Origin of the sequence: Paenarthrobacter sp. JL.01a (assembly GCF_025452095.1) — a bacterium.
GTDB lineage: Bacteria > Actinomycetota > Actinomycetes > Actinomycetales > Micrococcaceae > Arthrobacter.
In genome coordinates this window covers 1,888,084-1,907,614 of the sequence record NZ_CP104877.1, presented here as the reverse complement: position 1 = coordinate 1,907,614, position 19,531 = coordinate 1,888,084, and the positions used below count along the sequence as shown (strand labels likewise).

Here is a 19,531-nt window from a genome sequence, read left to right as displayed (position 1 = left end):
GGCAGGTGCCGATGACTGCTTTCCGGAACGCAAAAGCGTCCCGGAAGGGGACGAATCGGTAAGCTTAAGCCACCATGACCCCTGAAAACCTGGAAAACACCACAGCCGGCGATCCGGCTGCTGATACCACCACCCATATCAAGGTAGACGGCTTCGACAGCCACGTCCCTGAAGTAATCGACCTCGACACCCCACGTGAAGGTGTCCCCCTGGTGATCGACACCATGGCCGGCCTGGAACGATGCGCCGCCGCCATCGCCGCCGGCACAGGACCCGCCGGAGTGGACGCGGAGCGGGCTTCCGGATTCCGCTATGGCCAGCGGGCCTTCCTGGTGCAGATCCGGCGGGAAGGCGCCGGAACCTGGTTGATCGACCCCGAACCCTTCGACAACCTGGACATCATCAATGATGCCCTCCGGGGGGTCGAATGGATCCTGCACGCCGCCACCCAGGATTTGCCGTGCCTTTCGGAGCTTGGCATGTGGCCGGACAAGCTTTTCGACACCGAACTTGCCGCCAGGCTCGCCGGACTCCCCCGCGTCGGTCTGGCGGCAGTCATCGAGCAGCTGCTGGGCTTCGGCCTGGCCAAGGAACACTCTGCCGCTGACTGGTCGACGCGTCCGCTCCCGGAGCCTTGGCTGCGCTACGCAGCGCTCGACGTCGAGGTCCTTGCCGAGCTGCGCGAGGAACTCATCGAGTTGCTGGAAGCCGATGGCAAACTGGAGTACGCCGAACAGGAGTTCGCGGGCATCCTTGCCGCAGGCATTCCGGCACCGAGGGTGGATCCATGGCGGAAGACCTCGGGCCTCCACCAGATCCGGGACCGCAGGCAGCTGGCCGCCGTCAGGGAACTGTGGCTGGAACGCGACCAGCTGGCCCGCAAACGGGATGTCGCCCCCGGCCGGCTCATCCCCGATTCGGCACTCGTTGCCGCCGCCAAAGCCATGCCCACCACCGTCCCCCAACTCCTGGCAACCAAGGGATTCCATGGGAGGTCCGCCCAGCGCGAAGCTCCCCGCTGGCTGCGGTGCATCACGACGGCCAGGACCATGACGGACCTGCCGCCCCTCCACCTGCCTACGAATGCCCCGCCACCACCGCGCGTTTGGGCGGACCGCGATCCTGAAGCAGCGGCACGCCTGGCCACGGCACGGCCTGCCCTCCAGGCGAAAGCGGACGAACTGAACTTGCCCGTGGAAAACCTCCTCACCCCGGACTACCTCCGGAGAGTTGTCTGGCGGCCGCCGGCGGATGTGTCGCTGGCTTCGATCTCCGATGAACTGCGCACCCTCGGTGCAAGGGAATGGCAGATCTCCCTCGCCGCGCCGATACTGACCGAGGCCTGCTTGAACCCCAAACCGCTGCCGGCCAAGGAATCCAAAGCCAAGGATCAGTAATCAGGGAACAGCTTTCGCCCCAAGGCCCGCCGCACGAACACGCGTTCGAGCGGCGGGCCTTTCGCATACCTCCAGTCGGCCAAACCCGAGCCTCCATGGCCCTTGCACGCTAAGTTACCCATGAGTAACATTGCATTAATGCCAACCTGAACCCGCTCCGCGGGCAACGGTGCCATGTCTCAACGAGGAGTTACTACATGAGTCCATCACGCAATGCCCAACGGAACGTCCGTGACGTCGTCTTCGTGGACGGAGTCCGCACACCCTTCGGCAAAGCCGGCGACAAGGGCATCTACGCGGGCACCCGTGCCGATGACCTGGTGGTGAAATGCATCCGCGAGCTCATGAGGCGCAACCCTTCGCTTCCTGCCGGGCGCGTCGACGAAGTAGCCATTGCGGCTACCACCCAGACCGGAGACCAGGGCCTGACCATCGGCCGTACAGCAGCCCTGTTGGCCGGACTCCCCCGCACAGTTCCCGGATTTGCCATCGACCGCATGTGCGCGGGTGCCATGACGGCAGTAACGACGACGGCGAGCGGCATCGGCTTCGGCGCCTACGACGTCGTCATTGCCGGCGGCGTGGAGCACATGGGAAACCACCCCATGGGAGCTGGCGCCGACCCGAATCCGCGCTTCATGTCCGAGCGGCTGGTGGACCCCGCAGCCCTGAACATGGGTAACACTGCCGAGAACCTGCACGACCGCTTCCCCGCGATCACCAAGGACCGCACGGACGCCTACGCAGCAGCTTCCCAGGCCAAGCTGGCCGCCGCCTACGCGAACGAGCAGATCCAGCACGACCTCGTGCCCGTGGCCACAATGAAGCCGGGCCAGGGCTGGGCGCTGCACACCACCGATGAACCCCCACGCCCCGGCACCACGGTGGAGGACCTTGCCGGACTGCGCACCCCTTTCCGCGCGCACGGCCGCGTCACCGCAGGCAATGCAGCAGGATTGAACGACGGCGCCACCGCCGCAGTTCTGGCATCCGCGGAGGCGGCCGAAGAACTTGGGCTGTCGGTCAAGATGCGCCTGGTCTCCTACGCTTTCGCCGGCGTCGAGCCTGAAGTCATGGGTATCGGCCCCGTACCGGCAACGGAGAAAGCACTGAAGAACGCCGGGCTTGGCATCGAAGACATCGGACTGTTCGAGATCAACGAGGCCTTCGCTGTCCAGGTGCTCAGCTTCCTGGACCACTTCGGCATTTCCGACGACGACCCCCGCGTCAACCGCTATGGCGGGGCGATCGCCGTCGGACACCCGCTTGCTTCCTCCGGCGTGAGGCTGATGAACCAGCTTGCGCGGCAGTTCGAAGAGGATCCGTCCGTCCGCTACGGCATCACCACCATGTGCATCGGCCTCGGCATGGGCGCCACCGTCATCTGGGAAAACCCCCACCATGCCGACTACGAATCCTCACTCCCCGAGCCGGCCAATACCACCACCGACCCCACCGAAGGAGCCGCCGCATGAGCGCCGCAGATTTCCACAAGCTCGCCGCACTGTTCCCCGACGAAGTTGTTACGCACTCCTACGTCCAGGACATCGAGCTCCCCAGCAGTGTGGGTACTTTTGCCCTCATCACCCTGGACAACGGACTGGACCACTCCAAGCCCACCACGCTGGGCCCGAACACCCTGGTTGAGCTGGGCAACGTCCTGGAGGGCCTCAAGGAGCGGGCCGCGCGCGGCGAAATTGTCGGCGTCGGTGTCACCGGCAAGCCCTACTTCCTTGTCGCAGGTGCCGACCTTTCCGCCGTGAAGACGCTCAAGGAGCGCGAGCACGGGCTCTGGATGGCCCAGCTCGGCCACGCCGTCTACAGCACGTTGGCCAACCTCGGGGTACCCAGCTTCGCCTTCATCAATGGCTTGGCGCTCGGCGGCGGGCTGGAGATCGCCCTTCAATCCACCTACAGGACCGTTTCGACTGGTGCGGGCGCCCTGGCCCTCCCCGAAGCCTTCATCGGCCTGGTGCCGGGTTGGGGCGGGGTCTACATCCTTCCCCGTCTCATTGGCCCCGAGAATGCGGTCAAGGTGATGATCGAGAACCCGCTCAGCAACAACCGGACACTCACCGGACCCCAGGCCTACGAGCTCGGAGTGGCCGACGCCATGTTCGAGCCCGCGGACTTCGTGGAACAGTCCCTGGCATGGGCGGCTCGCGTGATTTCAGGCGATGTCACACCCGGGCGCAGGAACGCGGTGGATGCTTCCGATGACGCCGTGGCCGCCCGCTGGGCAGTTGCGGTTGCCGCAGGCCGGGAGTTTGTTGAAGCCAAGACCTCCAACGCCTCACCCGCGCCGGCGAAGGTGCTGGACGTCATGGAAGCCAACCGGACCATGACGCAGCAGGAATCGGCGGAACTCGAATGCCAAACACTCGCCGGGCTCATGCAGACCGACGAATTCCGCTCCACCGTGTACGCCTTCCTGGACCTCGTACAGAAGCGCTCCAAGCGTCCTGCCGGAGCTCCGGACCGTAAACTGGCACGTCCGGTGACCAAGATCGGCGTCGTCGGCGCCGGGCTGATGGCCAGCCAGTTGGCATTGCTGTTCGCCCGGCAGCTCAAGGTGCCCGTGGTCATGACCGACATCGACCAAGCACGCGTGGACAAGGGCGTTGCGTACGTCCACGCCGAAGTGGACAAGATGCTGGCCAAGAAGCGGATGAAGCCTGACGCCGCCAACAGGACCAAGGCGCTGGTCACGGGTTCTGTCTCCAAGGCTGCCTTTGCCGACGCTGATTTCGTCATCGAGGCTGTGTTCGAAGAGCTGCACATCAAGAAGCAGGTCTTCGCCGAAGTGGAGGAAATCGTCTCTTCCGAGTGCATTCTGGCTACCAACACCTCCTCGCTCTCCGTTACTGCCATGGCCGAGGACTTGAAGCACCCCGAACGCCTTGTGGGCTTCCACTTCTTCAACCCGGTGGCTGTCATGCCACTGCTGGAGATCGTGAAGGCGCCAAAGACCGACGACGCCGTCCTGGCTACCGCGTTCGAGCTCGCCAGGGGGCTGAAGAAGACTGCCGTGTTGGTCAAGGATGCGGCCGCGTTCGTGGTCAACCGCATCCTCCTGCGCCTCATGGGAGAGGTCATCGCAGCCTTCGACGAAGGAACCCCGGCGGAAGTCGCCGATACTGCCCTGCGTCCCATGGGCCTGCCCATGTCCCCCTTCACGCTCAGTGCCATGGTGGGCCTACCGGTGGCGCAGCACGTTCAGGAGTCCCTGCATGCAGCCTTCGGTGACCGGTTCCCGGTATCGCAGAACCTGCAGAAGATGATCGACAACGGAGTGAAATCCCTCTGGGCCCCGGGGCCCGACGGAAAGCCCGTCATTCCTGCGGAGACCCTGGCGATCATGTCCTTCGGGAACACTCCGTCCACCGGCGCCGAAGTCCTGCGACGAACCCAGGATGCCCTGGCCGAGGAAATCGGGCTCATGCTCGAAGAAGGCGTCGTTGCCGGCCCGGAAGACATCGACCTCTGCGTCATCATGGGTGCCGGCTGGCCGATGTTCCTGGGCGGAATCACCCCGTACCTGGACCGTGTTGGCGCCTCCGAGCGTGTGAACGGCAAGCGGTTCCTGGCTCCCGGGATAGCGTCCGCACCGGCCTAGATCACACGCTCTCCCACGTTCCGGCGGCATAAACCGGATCGCTCTGTCACCTTGGTGAGAGAGCGATCCGGCTTTAGTTCTTTTACGTGAGAGAGGGACGCTTGAGAATGCGCGGGATGTGAGAGAGGGCTAGAAAAGTGCCACCTTGGGTGACCTTGGGAAGATCCCGTCCAGCTCCTCGCGGTCGTCCTGCGTGGGAACCCAGCACACGGCTTCGGCATTCTCGCGGATCTGCTCCGGCTTGGTCGCACCGGCAATGACGCTGCTGACACCGGGTTGGGCTGCCAGCCAGGAGAACGCCAGTTGCAGTTCGGTGATGCCACGCTCCTTGGCGAACTGGCCAAAACGGCCCAACTGGTCCCAATCGGCGTCGTGAACCAGGTTTGTGCGGGTGTGGCTCAAGCGCGAGCCTTCCGGAGCCTTGCCGGCGGAATACTTGCCGGTCAGCAGGCCATTGGCCAGGGGGAAATAGGGAAGCACTCCCAGGGAGAAGGCTTCTGCTGCCGGGAGCACTTCGAGCTCGGCACGGCGATCGAGCAGGTTGTAGTGGTTCTGGGTGGAGATGAACCGGACGCCACCAGTCTGTCGTCCCACGTACTCGGCCTGCGCGATCTGCCAGCCGGCAAAGTTGGAGTGCCCTACATACCGGACCTTGCCGCTTGAGACCAGGTCATCCAGGGCGCCAAGGGTTTCGTCAATAGGAGTCCGCGGATCCGGTGTGTGGAACTGGTAGAGGTCGATCCAGTCCGTGTCCAGGCGGCGCAGGGATGCCTCAACGGCTTTCACGATGTAGCGGCGTGAACCACGGGCATCGAAGTCGTTTCCGTTCACCCCGCGCATGTCCATGCCGAACTTGGTGCCGATAACGACGTCGTCCCGGTGCCCCTTCAGCGCTTTGCCGAGCATCGTTTCGCTGAGTCCCGGCTCACGTCCGTAGACATCGGCGACGTCGAAGAAGGTCACCCCGGCTTCGATGGCGGCATGAACAACCGCGTTGGTGCCTTCCTGGGACTCCGTGGGTGTGTTGGCGCGCCCGAGGTTGTTGCAGCCCAGCCCTACAGCTGAGACAGTCAGTCCGGAATTGCCAAGGCGTCGGTATTCAGTCATGAGGCCAGCCTATCCCGCACTTCCGATGGGATAGTCACCCTGGGCAACAAAAGGCTTAGCTGCCCGCACTTCCGTAGGAAATCCCTGATTCCTCCATGGCATCCTCAAGCTGGGCAATGGCCACAGGGCCCATCCCGTGGAGCTTGGACATCTGGCCTTCCCCGTACTCGGCCAGCTGCTCCAGTGTCTCGATGCCCTGGTGGGCCAGGGCCCGCCTGGCCGGCGCAGCCAATCCCTTGGGCAGTGGCGTATGTCCGGGCCAATTGCTCTTTGACGGCATGGGGAACCTCCTGATGCGTTGGAACCAGTGCTGAGGGTGCTACTTAGAGACTAAAGCCAAGACCCTGCTTGGGCGAGTGCTTGACCTTGAATGCGGTGGGATCGCTGTGGGGCGCGGCAGCCACGGTGAGCTTGGTGAAGTCCAGGTCTTCCCCGCGAACACAGATCTTAATGGCGTTGACGGCTTTGTTGACGTCCGGGCAGAGGCAGAAGATGTTGAGGTGGCCGTTGCCGATTTCAGAGCGGTCCACCACGCCCAGGCCACGCCATGCCAGCTCGCCGGTCAGCGCCGTCCTGGCCTTTCTTTCAAGGTGGCGGTCACGTTCGGTGCCGTCCTTGGTCTTCAGTGCGATCTGCGCCACCACCCAGAACTGCTCCGACTCGGGAATCTCCGCGTAGCCGTCTTCCGCACACTGGGCAGCGAAGGCGGCCATCAATCCCTCAACGGACGAATCGTCACTGACTTCGGTTTCGTTGGTCTTGCTTTGATGCCCCACGACGCCGTGGTTGACCACGAACTGCTTGTCTTCGTCGTCGTACCAGGCCTCCCGAAAGTGGAGGACGCCCTCGTCGTCCGTCTTGTACGTCCGGATGATGCCGCTCATGCGCGTCCCTTCCTGAACCATTCTGCGCTCGGACTGTACGGGTCCTGGACGTTGAACGGTGCTTGCATGGTGTGGACAGCTTCGAAAAGCGCTGCGCATTCGGTACGCATGGCGTCCACAGTTTCTTCCGGGTAGCCCATGGCCACCCGGTGTTGTTCAAATTCGTCTTCGTCATCAATGAACACTCCATGCACTGTGGAGCGGATGACGTCCAAATCCATGTCGATCATATGGAACTCGGTCACGCCCGGCTTGATGGGGTTCCAACCGTGGGCTGTGGCGATATCCACGTAGATCCGGAAATCCCCCGGGTAGCTGTCGTCGTAGAACGTCACCACGAATTCGCCTGTCCGCGGAACCAACAACAAGCAATCGGAGGCGGTGTAGAAGGCCGCTCCCGGGCGGGAGCAGAACTCCCCGGCCCCTTGGAAAATCCACCAACCATGGATGTCTTCGCCAAGGTAACGGCCGGGAACAACCCAGTGTGCCGTACCGTCGAATTTCCTGTTCCGCGACACGACGAGGTCGCCGGGCAGCAGCGCGCCCGGTCCGCGATCGTTCCTCACAGAGTGGGCAAGCTGCCGGTGGTGGGGTGCTCCTGGCCGGGGAGGGGCCGCGCAAAGGGGACCTTCGTCCCCAAAACCTGGGCAACGACGTCGTGCGTGATCTTTTGGGCGGTGAGCCCAACGCGCTCCAGCACCTGTCCGCGGGAGCCGTGGACCAGGAACTCGACAGGCAGGCCGACCTCGTTCAGAGCGGTATCCACGCCCGCTGCGCGCATTTCCTGCCGGATGCGTGAGCCCACGCCACCAGCGCGCACGCCGTCCTCGATGCAGATCACCAACCTGTGCCGGGCGGCCAAGGCAATGATTGATTTCCTGACGGGAAGCACCCACCGCGGATCAACCACAGTCGAGCTGATGCCTTGCGCGCCAAGGCGGCCGGCCACATCAAGGGCCAGCTCCGACATGGCACCAACACTGACGATCAGGACGTCGTTCTCGGTGGAGCCCTCCGGCCTGCGGGCGAGGATGTCCACGCCGTCGTGGAGCCGTTCAATGGCCTCGACTTCGGAGCCGACACTGCCCTTGGAGAAGCGCACCACGGTCGGAGCATCATTGATGGCAACGGCCTCGCGCAGTTCCTCCCGTAGCCGGGTGGCGTCGCGCGGGGCAGCCAAATGCAGGCCCGGCACGATTTGGACCATGGCCATATCCCACATGCCGTGATGGCTGGGTCCATCGGGACCGGTCACACCGGCACGGTCCAGGACAATCGTGACGCCGGCCTTGTGCAGGGCGACGTCCATGAGGAGTTGGTCGAAGGCCCGGTTCAGGAAGGTCGCGTACACGGCAACCACGGGGTGCAGGCCACCGAAAGCCATTCCAGCGGCGGAGGTCAGGGCATGCTGCTCGGCGATACCGACGTCGATAACGCGCTCCGGGTGGCGCTCTGCGAACTTGTGCAGCCCCACCGGAATCAGCATGGCGCCGGTAATGCCGACGATGTCCTCACGCTCGTCGGCAATGTCGGCGATTTCCTCGGCGAACACCGAGGTCCAGGACCTGGCTCCGGGAGTTTCCGTGGACTCCCCCGTCTCGGGGTCGATGATGCCCACGGCGTGGAACTGGTCTGCCTCATTGGCCAGCGCCGGCGCGTAGCCGTGGCCTTTCTCGGTCATCGCGTGCACGATCACCGGTCCGCCGTAGGCCTTGGCGGTGTTCAGCGCGTGCTCCATGGCCTGGAGGTTGTGTCCGTCCACAGGCCCGATGTACTTCATGCCCAGGTCCTCGAACATGCCCTGCGGAGCCCACCAGTCCTTGATGCCCTTCTTCATGGCATGCAGGCTCTTGTAGGTGAACTGCCCGGCGGGGCCGCCGTTCTGCAGCTTCTTCTTCCACCAATCGAGCATGCGCTCGTAGGCCGGAGCCGTGCGGAGGGAGTCGATGGTGGGGCGCAGCGAGGCAAGGTAGTCGGCCAAACCGCCGACGGTGGGGGCATAGGAACGCCCATTGTCATTGACTACGATCACGACGCGACGCCGCTTGTCCGCGGCAATGTTGTTGATCGCTTCCCAGGTCATGCCGCCGGTCAGCGCACCGTCGCCGACAATGGCGACGACGAACCGGTCACCTTCGCCGGTCAGCTGGCGGGCACGGGAAATTCCGTCCGCCCAGGACAGCGAGGACGACGCGTGGGAGCTCTCCACAATGTCGTGCTCGGACTCGGCACGCTCGGGGTAACCGGACAGCCCGCCCTGCTGGCGCAGCGTGCTGAAGTCCTGCCGTCCGGTCAGGAGCTTGTGCACGTACGACTGGTGCCCGGTGTCGAAGATGATGCTGTCGCGCGGGGAATCGAACATCCGATGGACGGCGAGGGTAAGTTCAACCACACCCAGGTTCGGACCAAGATGCCCGCCTGTCGCGGCGACGTTGGTGATCAGGAATGCCCTGATTTCGCCGGCCAGTTCTTCCAGCTCTTTGCCGGACAGTTTGGCCAGGTCCTGTGGATCCTTGACGGTTTCCAAAAGTCCCAACGGCCCTCCTTAGGGTGAATGACGTGCTCGTTAACTTTAGCGCGTGCCCGGAGTCCACGCGTTTCCGGCGGCATCACCACTGGGCCGGATTTGTCCCGGACGCCAGCAGCCCCGGCCGGTCGGATGACCAGCCGGGGCTGCATGGCGCGGAATCAGCTGTGACCAGCCGGATTCGCTATGCGGAGATCTGCCGCAGGACGTACTGCAGGATGCCACCGTTGCGGTAGTAGTCTGCTTCGCCCGGGGTGTCGATGCGCAGCACGGCGTCGAAGGACTTGGACGAGCCATCCTCAGCCGTTGCCGTGACCTTGAGGGTCTTCGGCGTGGTGCCGTTGTTCAGCTCGGTAACGCCTTCCACAGAGAAGGTTTCCGTGCCGGTGAGGCCGATGGTCGCAGCGGATTCACCTGCGGGGAACTGCAGCGGAAGAACACCCATGCCGATGAGGTTGGAGCGGTGGATACGCTCGTAGCTTTCGGCGATGACTGCCTTGACGCCCAGGAGGGCGGTACCCTTGGCTGCCCAGTCGCGGGATGAGCCCGAACCGTACTCCTTGCCGGCGAGGACAACGAGCGGCGTTCCTGCGGCCTGGTAGTTCTGCGCAGCGTCGTAGACGTAGGCCTGCGGGGCGCCTTCCTGGGTGAAGTCGCGGGTGAAGCCACCCTCGACGCCGTCCAGGAGCTGGTTCTTGATGCGGATGTTGGCGAACGTGCCGCGGATCATGACTTCGTGGTTGCCACGGCGCGAACCGTAGGAGTTGAAGTCCTTGCGCTCCACACCGTTGGCCAGCAGGTACTGGCCCGCAGGGGTGTCCGACTTGAAGGAACCGGCCGGAGAGATGTGGTCCGTGGTGACGGAGTCGCCGAGCTTCAGGAGCACGCGGGCACCGGAGATGTCCTTGACGGGATCCGGCTGTGCTTTCATGCCCTCGAAGTATGGGGGCTTCCGCACGTAGGTGGAGTCCTCGGCCCAAGCGAAGGTGTCACCGGCGGGGGTGTCGAGTGCCTTCCAGCGCTCGTCGCCGTCGAAGACGCCTTCGTAGCCCTTGGCAAACATGCCCTCGTCAATGGAGGAGTCGATGACTTCCTGGACTTCGGTGGGGTTCGGCCAGATGTCTTTCAGGAAGACCTCGTTGCCTTCGGAGTCCGTGCCCAGGGCATCGGTGTCAAAGTCGAAGTCCATGGAACCGGCGAGGGCGTAGGCGATGACCAGCGGCGGGGAAGCCAGGTAGTTCATCTTAACGTCCGGGTTGATGCGGCCTTCGAAGTTACGGTTACCGGAAAGGACAGCCGTGACGGAGAGGTCGTTCGCCTGGATCGCTTCGGAGATTTCCGGCTCAAGCGGGCCGGAGTTACCGATGCAGGTGGCGCAGCCGTAACCGACGATGTAGAAGCCGAGCTTCTCCAGGTACGGGGTCAGTCCGGACTTCTCGTAGTAGTCGGTGACTACCTTGGAACCGGGAGCAACGGAAGTCTTGACCCACGGCTTGGAGGTGAGGCCCTTGTCAACGGCATTCCGGGCAAGCAGAGCTGCAGCAAGCATCACCGAGGGGTTGGACGTGTTGGTGCAGGACGTGATCGAAGCGATCGATACCGCGCCGTGGTCCAGTTCGAATTCGCGGCCATCAGCTGTGGTGACCTTGACCGGCGAGGACGGGCGGCCGTTCGCACCGTTGGCGGCCGAGAAAACGCGGCTCGTCTCCGTAGTGTGTGAGTCAGCGTGCGTGAAGGACGGCGCATCCGAAGCCGGGAACGATTCGTCCAGGGACTCGTCCACGCTGCCGTCTTCGATGGCGACGTAGTTGTGGATGTCCTTGCGGAACTGCTCCTTGGCGTCCGTGAGCTCGATGCGGTCCTGGGGACGCTTGGGGCCGGAGATGGACGGAACGACCGTGGACAGGTCCAGCTCGAGGAACTCGGAGAAGCGCAGTTCGCGGGAAGGATCGTGCCAGAGGCCCTGTTCCTTCGCGTAAGCCTCAACGAGGGAGACGTTCTCTTCGGAGCGGCCCGTCAGGCGCAGGTAGTCAAGCGTGACGTCGTCGATCGGGAACATGGCAGCCGTGGAACCGAATTCCGGGCTCATGTTGCCGATGGTTGCACGGTTGGCCAGCGGCACAGCCGCAACGCCTTCGCCGTAGAATTCGACGAACTTGCCAACGACACCGTGTTTGCGCAGCATTTCGGTGATGGTCAGCACGACGTCGGTGGCGGTGGCGCCTGCGGGGATGCTGCCGTTGAGCTTGAAGCCGACAACGCGGGGAATCAGCATGGAAACGGGCTGGCCGAGCATCGCTGCCTCGGCTTCGATGCCGCCAACGCCCCAGCCCAGGACACCGAGGCCGTTGACCATGGTGGTGTGGGAGTCGGTGCCGACGCAGGTGTCGGGGTAGGCGCGCAGTACGCCGTCGACCTCGCGGGTCATGACGGTGCGTGCCAGGAATTCGATGTTGACCTGGTGGACGATACCGGTTCCCGGAGGAACAACCTTGAAGTCGTCGAACGCGGTCTGGCCCCAGCGAAGGAATTGGTAGCGCTCACCATTGCGCTGGTATTCGATCTCCATGTTGCGCTCCAGTGCGCCGGAGTTACCGAAGGCGTCGATCTGGACGGAGTGGTCGATGACCATTTCGGCCGGTGCCAGCGGGTTGACGCGCTTGGGGTCACCGCCAAGCTCCTTGACGGCTTCACGCATGGTGGCGAGGTCGACGACGCAGGGAACACCAGTGAAGTCCTGCATGATGACACGTGCCGGGGTGAACTGGATTTCCGTGTCGGGCTCCGCATTGGGGTCCCAACCGGCAAGGGCGCGGACATGGTCAGCCGTTATATTGGCGCCATCCTCAGTCCGCAGGAGGTTTTCAAGCAATACCTTAAGGCTGAACGGAAGGCTGTCTGCGCCCTCTACGGAGTTCAACCGGAAAATTTCATAGTCGGTGCCGGCTACATTCAGTACGCCTTTGGAACCGAAGCTGTCCACAGTGCTCATGGCAGGACTCCTCTCGCAACAGTTTCATCTTTGTCGCGTGGTTGGCCGCTAGCCAGTTAGGTGCACCTTACTTAGCCGGGCGGCATCTTTGTTGGTCACCCCGCCCCGGAGGCCTTCACATCCAGCGGAACGGGACTACTAGGCCCATCGTAGTGGCTTTATCTCCCTTGGGGGCAGGAGCCGCCAAAGCCGCCGCGCCCGCAGTGTCCCGCGGACCGGCGGCCGGGCCTGCTAGGCGGCAGGAACTACCAACCCCACAGTTTCCAGATGGTGCGTGTGGGGATAAAGATCGAAGGCACGCAGGGACTCAAGCCGCCAGCCGCCCTGATGGAAGTAACCCAGATCACGCGCAAAGGACGCGGGATCGCAGGACACATAGGCGATGGCGCGGGGACCGGAGGCCATCAGTTGCTTGACCACTGCCTTGCCTGCGCCGGCACGCGGAGGATCCAGCACAAGGGAATCGAAACTGCGGGCACGCTGATGCAACACCCGCTCCACCCGTCCCTGGATGATCTCTACCTGGGGTGCTCCATGCAGGTTTTTCCGTGCGTCCCGGCTGGTACCCGGGGAGCCCTCGATCGACAGCACCGAACCGGTAACTCCTACGACGTCTGCCAGGAGGGCGGTGAACAGTCCCGCACCCGCGTACAGATCCGCCACAGCAGCGCCGGGGTGCAAATACCCGCCGCCGGAAAGATAGTCGGTCACGGAGCCCGCCAGCGTGTTCGGCGCTTCTTTGTGGATTTGCCAGAAACCCTCACCGGTAACCCGGTACTCGTGGCCGGCAGCACTCTCCTGGACCCAGGTCCTCCCCCGGAGTTGCCGGACTTCACCCGTGCCCGGCTCGAAGGCCGCCACGGAGACATCGTGCGGCAATTGGGAGACGATGCTGTGCAGCCTCTTGGGACTGGTGGCCTCTTCCGGTGCCAGCAGCACCAGCGGCCTTGACCCGTTGGATGGAACGGCGACCTCCACCCTGGCAATGCCGGAAAGGTCGACCTCCCACAGGCGGAGGTCATTGATTCCTTGAAGTGCCAGCGGCATCTCCTTGATGGGCAGCACCACGTCAGATCGATGAGCGTGCATTCCCAAGCGCCCGTTGGGGGTTACCGCGAAGCTGGCGCGCGTGCGCCAGCCGAGTCCGCCGTCGTCGGGAACTCCTACTGCCTCCACCTCGGTGGCGAGTTCCAGACCGGCGAGCCGCTTCAGCTGCTCTGCGAGGACATCTGCTTTCAACTCCCGCTGCCTGGCCAGCGAGATGTGGCCCAGCTCGGCGCCGCCGACTGGAGGGGTGCCGCGCTTCCAGGAGGCCATGGAGTCGGCCTGCTTCCAGAAGTGCGGAACACGGTCGGGTGAGGGCTCAAGGACCTCGACGACGTCGGCACGCCAGAAGCGCGACGACTCACCGGCATCGGTCAACCTGATCCGGACCTTCTCACCGGGGATGGCGTGCCGGACGAAGATGACGCGGCCTTCGTGACGCGCCACGAAATGCCCGCCATGGGCGATGGGCCCGATCGTGACGACCGCTTCATTGCCTTCCACTGCTTGGTTTCCAGGGGTATCGCTGTGCCCGGTGGGGGCGGAATTGCTGTGGGAGGTCATTGGGTATCCTGCAGTGCCTTTGCTTCTTCGGACGATTTCAGTTGCCACGGAACGCTGGCAACCATGACTCCGGGTTCAAAGTGGAGCCTCGTCTTGATTCTGAGTGCTGTCTGGTTGTGGACCAGCTGTTCCCACCATTTACCCACCACATATTCGGGAATGTAGACGACGATGAGGTCGCGTGGCGAGTCGCGGCGCATGTTCTTGATGTAGTCCATGATGGGTGTCACGGTCTCGCGGTAGGGGCTGGCCAATACTGTGAGCGGAACGGGAATTTCCAGTTTTTCCCAGTCCCTGACAGTGTGTTCGGTTTCCTCGGAGTTGATGTCAACGGTTACGGCGTCCAGGCGGGATGGCCGCGATGCCCGGGCATAGGCAAGGGCCCGCAGGACGGGCTTGCGGACATGCGAAACCAGGAGCACGGCATGGACCCGGGTGGGCAGGGCCCGTGGCGAGGAATCTTCGTCCACCGCGAGCTCCTTGGCCACGTTGTCATAGTGGGCACGTATGCTCCACATGATCAGGAAAAGGATGAACATGGCGAGCAGGGCAATCCAGGCTCCCTGTTCAAACTTGGTGATCAGGACAATGACCAGCACCAGTGCCGTCATGCCGAAGCCCATCATGTTGATGGTGCGGGATTTGATGATCCTGCGCCGGACAGCTTTGTCCTTCGCCAGCTTGAGCTCGCGGCCCCAGTGGCGGATCATCCCGAGTTGGCTGGCCGTAAAGGAAATGAAGACACCCACGATGTACAGCTGAATCAGCTTGGTGACATCTGCATTGAACGCCAGGATCAGCACCAGAGCACCCGCTGCCAGGGCCAGGACACCGTTGCTGAACGCGAGCCTGTCGCCACGGGTACGCAACTGGCGCGGAAGGTAGCCGTCCTGGGCCAGGATGGAGCCCAGGACCGGGAATCCGTTGAAGGCCGTGTTGGAGGCAAACACCAGGATGATGCCAGTGGCTGCAACCACCACGTAGAAAGGTATGGATCCGGCGCCAAAGATCGTGTCCGCAATCTGGCTGATGGCCGGTGTCTGGATGTACCCCTCGTCCAGAGGCTTGCCGTCGACCAGGAACTCCTGGGCCGGATCCAGCACGATGTGTACTTTGGTGGCATTGGCCAGGTACAGGATTCCGGCCAGCATCGAGGCAGCTATCACACCAAGCAGCAGCAAGGTGCTTGCGGCGTTCTTGCTCTTGGGCTTCTTGAAGTTCGGCACGCCATTGCTGATGGCTTCGACACCTGTCAGTGCGGCGGCACCTGAGGAGAAGGCACGAAGCAGCAGGAAGGCACCGGCCAGCCCAACCAGGCCTTCATCGAATCCAGGGGCGGGAACGATGGTGAAGTGTGCTGACGGCGCCTCCCCCAGCTGGCCTGTCGCGGCCTGGAAGATACCCACCGCGGTCATGCCAAGGATGGACGCCATGAAGATATAGGTGGGAACGGCGAACACGGTGCCGGCCTCTTTGATGCCCCTCAGGTTGACCAGCGCGAGGATGATGACACCGATGGTGGCGATGAGGGCTTGCTGTCCATGAAGGGACGGGATGGCTGTGGTCAGATAGGTGGCTGCCGAGGACATCGAGACCGCAACGGTGAGGACGTAATCCACCAGCAAGGCGGAGGCAACGGTCAGCCCCGCGTACTTGCCAAGGTTGACGTTCGCGATCTCGTAATCGCCGCCACCGGAAGGGTAGGCGTGGACATTCTGGCGATAGGACGCCACGACTGTGAGCAATACCACCATCACTGCCAGGCCAACCAGCGGCGAGAACGCCACTGCGCTGACACCGGCAAGGGCCAGCGTGAGCAGGATTTCATCCGGGGCGTACGCCACCGAGGACAGTGCGTCCGAGGCGAAGATCGGCAAGGCGATGCGTTTGGGCAGCAGCGTGTGGGACAGCCGGTCGTTCCGGAAGGGCCGGCCCACCAGCACCCGCTTCGCGGCATTCAAAATTGTCAGCACTCCGCAAAGCTACTCTGAATACCCTGCGATGTCATGACGGCGAAGACGTGCTTAGCCACCTGGCAACGGTAAAGTCATACCGAGCGGCAGGGACGACACACATTAGGAGACATGGTGGCTCACTTCGTGATCATGGGTTGCGGGCGTGTTGGCGCAACCCTGGCACACACTTTGGAGGATGCGGGCCATTCGGTGGCCATCATCGATCAGGACGAGCGGGCCTTCCGCCGTTTGCGCAAGTCCTTCACCGGGCGGAAAGTCACTGGTGTCGGCTTCGACCGGGACACCCTAAAGCAAGCAGGCGTACAGGAGGCCTACGCATTCGCGGCGGTCTCAAGCGGTGACAACTCCAACATCCTGGCCACCCGTGTAGCCCGTGAGACCTTCCACGTCGCCCACGTGGTGGCACGCATCTACGATCCCGGACGCGCAGAAATCTACCAGCGCCTGGGAATCCCCACGGTTGCCGCGGTGCGCTGGAGCGCAGACCAGGTCCTCCGCCGGATCCTGCCCGAACAGCATTTGGCAGGCGATTACCGCGAACCGTCAGGACGCCTGGTCCTGGCCGAAGTGGACCTTCACCCGGAGTGGATCGGCCACAGGATCAGCTCCATCGAAGAAGCCGCGGGCATCCGCATCGCCTTCCTCACCCGCTTCGGCGAGGGCCTGCTCCCCCAAGCCGGCACCGCCTACCAGGAAGGCGACACTGTCCACGCCATGCTGAACCTGGACCGAACATCCGAGATCAGCCGGATCCTCGCCAAAGCACCTGCCAAGGAGTCTTAGTGAAAGTTGTCATTGTCGGCGCAGGCAGCGTTGGCTCGTCCATTGCGCGTGAGCTCCTGGCCCATCAACACCAGATCCTGCTGATCGACCTCAAGCCCGAGGTCATTGGACGAAGCGGACTCCGCGGCGCCCGCTGGCTGGTGGGGGACGCCTGCGAATTGAGCACCCTGCAGGACGCCAAACTTGACGATGCCGACGTCGTGGTCTCGGCCACCGGCGATGACAAAGTCAACTTGGTGGTCTCGCTGCTGGCCAAAACCGAATTCGGCGTCGGACGCACTGTAGGGCGCGTTAACAACCCGAAGAACGACTGGATGTTCAACGACTCCTGGGGCGTCGACGTCGCAGTCAATACACCGCAGTTGATGACGGCCCTCGTTGAGGAAGCGGTGGAGATCGGCGACATCGTGCGCCTGCTGACCCTGCAAACCGGAGTGGCTTCGATTGTCGAGTTCACCGTTCCGCACGACTCCCATGTCATTGGAAGTACGGTAGGGGACATTGAATGGCCCGAAGATGCCACGCTTGTAGCGATCCTGCGCGACCAGGCTCCCATAACCCCTACCCGCGACGACGTGCTGGACGGTGGTGACGAACTCTTCTTCGTCACCACCATCGCAGCAGAGGACGGCCTCCGGGCATTGTTGTCCAGGAACTCACGGGAAGGCCACGCACGTGGCGAGCACGCCGAAGAAGTGGATCAGGCCTCGGACGACGACGGCTTCGACGGCTGAACCGCCGGCTTGGTCACCAGCCAGGCAACCCACAAGCCCAGGATGTAGAGCGGGGCACCCATCAGGAGCCGCGTGGTGGCGAGGGCTGTCAGTCCGGCCTCGCCCATGAAATACAGCGGAACCTGGACCACGAGGCGCAGGGCCAGAACGGCCACCACGATCCACGTGCCCAGCCTGTAGGCGCGGAGCCGTTCGGGGTCCTTCCGCCATTCAAGTCCCTCGTTGCGCACAAAGCCGAAGAGCAGACCGGCAACGGGCCACTTGAGCACGATCGAAAGCACCATGGCGGCGATGTAGGCCAGGTTGGTAAAGAAGCCCAGGACGTAGAAGTCCTCAGCCTTGCCGGTAGTGTTCGCCAACCAGGCTGAAATGCCGACGCCGACCACGCCTGCCAGCGCCTGCGTCAAGGGGCGCCGCTGGACCAGGCGGACGACGGTGAAGACTGCAGCTGTCGCCAGTGCCGCGATGAGCGACGGCGTCAGGTCCCGCGTGATGGTGAAGGTCACCAGAAAGACAAGCCCCGGGAGGATGCTTTCGGCAATGCCCTGTACGCCGCCCGCGGACTTCAGCATGTCAACGTGGCCGGCGCTGTTGCGGTGAAGACCGGCTTTCTCGGCGTACCCGGCGGCGATGTCGGACATGCGGGGACCCTCGCTGGCGGGCTTGGGCGCATCCGCGTGACGGGCTTGGCCCTGCTGGGACGAAGACGCCCCGGCGTCTTTGGACTCTGATCCGTTGGCCGCGGTCATAGGTGCTCCTGACGGGAAAGTATTTCGTAGCGCGGGTTGAACATGGCGGGGAAGCCGTCGAGTTGGGCCACCATGCCGTCCAGGCGAAGTTCAACGCCTGCTTCGATGCCCGGCACCCGTGTACGCCCCAGCCAGATGACGCGCAGGCGATCGTACTGTTTCCTGGCGCCCCCAGCCGTTTGCGGCGTGGGGACTCCGGGCCGCAGCGCGTCCACCACGATGGCGGAAAAGAACGGTTGCGTGCTGGGCGGCTGGTGGGTCACCGACTCGATGAAACCGGCGCACACAGCCCTTCCCCGTTCGGGGAGATCGCGGATCCCCACTTCCCCGGGAGGTTGGGCAGCCACAGCACCGTGGCCGGGCGCGTCAGCCAATCTGGGTGGTCTCCGGGCCTCGCTCAGGCTGTTGCAAAGCAGAGCCCGACGGCGGGACGGCACCTTGGGGAGCACCGCCCTGGCCCGGTACGGCGGCATCCTTGGGCAAGCGCAGCTGCAGCAGTTCGCGTGGAGGCATCGGGTTGTCACCACGGACCACCACCACGCGGCGGAAGAGTTCCTCAAGACCGGCGGCAGCCTCACGTTCCAAGGCCGCCTGTCCACCCAGGACGCCCCGGAGGAACCAGCGCGGTCCATCCACGCCCATGAAGCGTGCCGCGCGGAAGCCCTTGCTTCCATCGGCAGCTTCGGCGGGCAGCTTGGCCACGAGCTCTGTTCCGAAGTCGCCTTGGATTTCTTCGGTCTCGCCGCCCTGGCTGGCGACGGACTGGGTGATCTGCTCCCGGATCTCGTCCCACAGCCCTTCGGAGCGGGGGGCAGCAAACGCCTGAAGCTGCAGGCTTGAGCCGCCAAGGTCCAAGGTCACGGCGACTACGCGCTGCGTGGCTTCTTCCACCTCCAAACGGAGCTGGAGGCCTTCGGAGGGGGCGATCAGGAGCGCGCCGAGATCCACATAACCATCGCGGCTTTCGATCTCATCAACGTCCAGCGGCCCCTTGCCGAGGCGGAAGTCACCGGGAACGCGGTCCCCGTCGACCGGAGTCTCCTCCAGACCTGCACCGGATTCCTCGACAGTGCCGGCAGTGTCAGCCCGCTCGGCCTTGGACTTTTTACCGCGCCCAAAAAGCATTGGGTTTTCTCCTTAGTAGTGGTCTATCCCCAA

The 19,531-nt window shown here is 63.6% G+C and carries 16 protein-coding genes; 5 read left to right on the top strand and 11 right to left on the bottom strand.

The window, feature by feature from the left end; translation table 11 throughout:
• Window positions 1–74 precede the first annotated feature (74 nt).
• The 3 genes from N5P29_RS09020 (at window position 75) to N5P29_RS09010 (ending at window position 5,013) form a co-directional block, all read left to right on the top strand.
• Window positions 75–1,397, top strand: a complete 1,323-nt coding sequence (locus tag N5P29_RS09020; protein WP_262278237.1) for an HRDC domain-containing protein — start codon at window positions 75–77, stop codon at window positions 1,395–1,397.
• A 197-nt stretch (window positions 1,398–1,594) separates the two neighbouring features.
• Complete coding sequence (locus N5P29_RS09015; RefSeq protein WP_262278236.1) at window positions 1,595–2,872, top strand: thiolase family protein; 1,278 nt, start codon at window positions 1,595–1,597, stop codon at window positions 2,870–2,872.
• Window positions 2,869–5,013 (top strand): 3-hydroxyacyl-CoA dehydrogenase NAD-binding domain-containing protein, encoded by a 2,145-nt coding sequence (locus N5P29_RS09010; RefSeq protein ID WP_262278235.1) that lies wholly within the window; start codon window positions 2,869–2,871, stop codon window positions 5,011–5,013. Before N5P29_RS09015 ends, N5P29_RS09010 begins: the two co-directional genes overlap by 4 nt.
• 129 nt (window positions 5,014–5,142) lie before the next feature.
• Here N5P29_RS09010 and N5P29_RS09005 read toward each other — a convergent pair whose 3' ends face one another.
• From N5P29_RS09005 to N5P29_RS08970, 8 genes are all read right to left on the bottom strand, one after another.
• Window positions 5,143–6,120, bottom strand: a complete 978-nt coding sequence (locus N5P29_RS09005) for an aldo/keto reductase (RefSeq protein ID WP_262278234.1) — start codon at window positions 6,118–6,120, stop codon at window positions 5,143–5,145.
• Window positions 6,121–6,175: 55 nt separating this feature from the next.
• Complete coding sequence (locus tag N5P29_RS09000; RefSeq protein ID WP_262278233.1) at window positions 6,176–6,400, bottom strand: helix-hairpin-helix domain-containing protein; 225 nt, start codon at window positions 6,398–6,400, stop codon at window positions 6,176–6,178.
• 43 nt (window positions 6,401–6,443) lie between these two features.
• Complete coding sequence (locus tag N5P29_RS08995) at window positions 6,444–7,004, bottom strand: hypothetical protein (RefSeq protein WP_262278232.1); 561 nt, start codon at window positions 7,002–7,004, stop codon at window positions 6,444–6,446.
• Entirely contained in the window at window positions 7,001–7,570 is a 570-nt protein-coding gene (locus tag N5P29_RS08990; RefSeq protein WP_262278231.1) for a DUF402 domain-containing protein, read from the bottom strand. The genes N5P29_RS08995 and N5P29_RS08990 overlap by 4 nt, the downstream gene beginning before the upstream one ends.
• On the bottom strand, window positions 7,567–9,540 hold the full coding sequence (gene dxs, locus N5P29_RS08985) for a 1-deoxy-D-xylulose-5-phosphate synthase (protein ID WP_262278230.1): 1,974 nt from the start codon (window positions 9,538–9,540) through the stop codon (window positions 7,567–7,569). Before dxs ends, N5P29_RS08990 begins: the two co-directional genes overlap by 4 nt.
• A gap of 175 nt (window positions 9,541–9,715) precedes the next feature.
• Entirely contained in the window at window positions 9,716–12,523 is a 2,808-nt protein-coding gene (gene acnA / locus N5P29_RS08980) for an aconitate hydratase AcnA (protein WP_262278229.1), read from the bottom strand.
• 231 nt (window positions 12,524–12,754) lie between these two features.
• Window positions 12,755–14,131: a class I SAM-dependent RNA methyltransferase gene (locus tag N5P29_RS08975; protein ID WP_262278228.1), complete on the bottom strand. Its 1,377-nt coding sequence runs from the start codon at window positions 14,129–14,131 to the stop codon at window positions 12,755–12,757.
• Window positions 14,128–16,104 carry an APC family permease gene (locus tag N5P29_RS08970; RefSeq protein ID WP_262278227.1) on the bottom strand — a complete coding sequence of 659 codons (1,977 nt, stop codon included), beginning with the start codon at window positions 16,102–16,104 and terminating at the stop codon, window positions 14,128–14,130. The genes N5P29_RS08975 and N5P29_RS08970 overlap by 4 nt, the downstream gene beginning before the upstream one ends.
• A gap of 114 nt (window positions 16,105–16,218) precedes the next feature.
• Here N5P29_RS08970 and N5P29_RS08965 point away from each other — a divergent pair, with 114 nt between their 5' ends.
• Window positions 16,219–16,890, top strand: a complete 672-nt coding sequence (locus N5P29_RS08965; RefSeq protein ID WP_262278547.1) for a potassium channel family protein — start codon at window positions 16,219–16,221, stop codon at window positions 16,888–16,890.
• Window positions 16,890–17,624: a potassium channel family protein gene (locus tag N5P29_RS08960; RefSeq protein WP_262278226.1), complete on the top strand. Its 735-nt coding sequence runs from the start codon at window positions 16,890–16,892 to the stop codon at window positions 17,622–17,624. Before N5P29_RS08965 ends, N5P29_RS08960 begins: the two co-directional genes overlap by 1 nt.
• On the opposite strand, the gene N5P29_RS08955 is transcribed toward N5P29_RS08960, so the two are convergent.
• From N5P29_RS08955 to N5P29_RS08945, 3 genes are all read right to left on the bottom strand, one after another.
• Entirely contained in the window at window positions 17,591–18,265 is a 675-nt protein-coding gene (locus N5P29_RS08955; RefSeq protein WP_410007918.1) for a DUF3159 domain-containing protein, read from the bottom strand. The two genes, N5P29_RS08960 and N5P29_RS08955, sit on opposite strands and share 34 nt — an antisense overlap.
• A 104-nt stretch (window positions 18,266–18,369) precedes the next feature.
• The gene (locus tag N5P29_RS08950; protein WP_262278224.1) at window positions 18,370–18,747 is read right to left on the bottom strand and encodes a hypothetical protein; all 378 of its coding nucleotides are present in this window, start codon (window positions 18,745–18,747) and stop codon (window positions 18,370–18,372) included.
• A complete protein-coding gene (locus N5P29_RS08945; protein ID WP_262278223.1) occupies window positions 18,740–19,498 on the bottom strand; it encodes a DUF3710 domain-containing protein in 759 nt (252 codons plus the stop codon). The genes N5P29_RS08950 and N5P29_RS08945 overlap by 8 nt, the downstream gene beginning before the upstream one ends.
• Window positions 19,499–19,531 lie beyond the last annotated feature (33 nt).

Excerpts from the sequence above, each read along its gene's own strand:
- N5P29_RS09020 (WP_262278237.1), top strand. The coding sequence starts at position 75 with ATGACCCCTGAAAACCTGGAAAACACCACAGCCGGCGATCCGGCTGCT.
- N5P29_RS09015 (WP_262278236.1), top strand. The coding sequence starts at position 1,595 with ATGAGTCCATCACGCAATGCCCAACGGAACGTCCGTGACGTCGTCTTC.
- N5P29_RS09010 (WP_262278235.1), top strand. The coding sequence starts at position 2,869 with ATGAGCGCCGCAGATTTCCACAAGCTCGCCGCACTGTTCCCCGACGAA.
- N5P29_RS09005 (WP_262278234.1), bottom strand. The coding sequence starts at position 6,120 with ATGACTGAATACCGACGCCTTGGCAATTCCGGACTGACTGTCTCAGCT.
- N5P29_RS09000 (WP_262278233.1), bottom strand. The coding sequence starts at position 6,400 with ATGCCGTCAAAGAGCAATTGGCCCGGACATACGCCACTGCCCAAGGGA.
- N5P29_RS08995 (WP_262278232.1), bottom strand. The coding sequence starts at position 7,004 with ATGAGCGGCATCATCCGGACGTACAAGACGGACGACGAGGGCGTCCTC.
- acnA (WP_262278229.1), bottom strand. The coding sequence starts at position 12,523 with ATGAGCACTGTGGACAGCTTCGGTTCCAAAGGCGTACTGAATGTAGCC.
- N5P29_RS08975 (WP_262278228.1), bottom strand. The coding sequence starts at position 14,131 with ATGACCTCCCACAGCAATTCCGCCCCCACCGGGCACAGCGATACCCCT.
- N5P29_RS08955 (WP_410007918.1), bottom strand. The coding sequence starts at position 18,265 with ATGTCCGACATCGCCGCCGGGTACGCCGAGAAAGCCGGTCTTCACCGC.
- N5P29_RS08945 (WP_262278223.1), bottom strand. The coding sequence starts at position 19,498 with ATGCTTTTTGGGCGCGGTAAAAAGTCCAAGGCCGAGCGGGCTGACACT.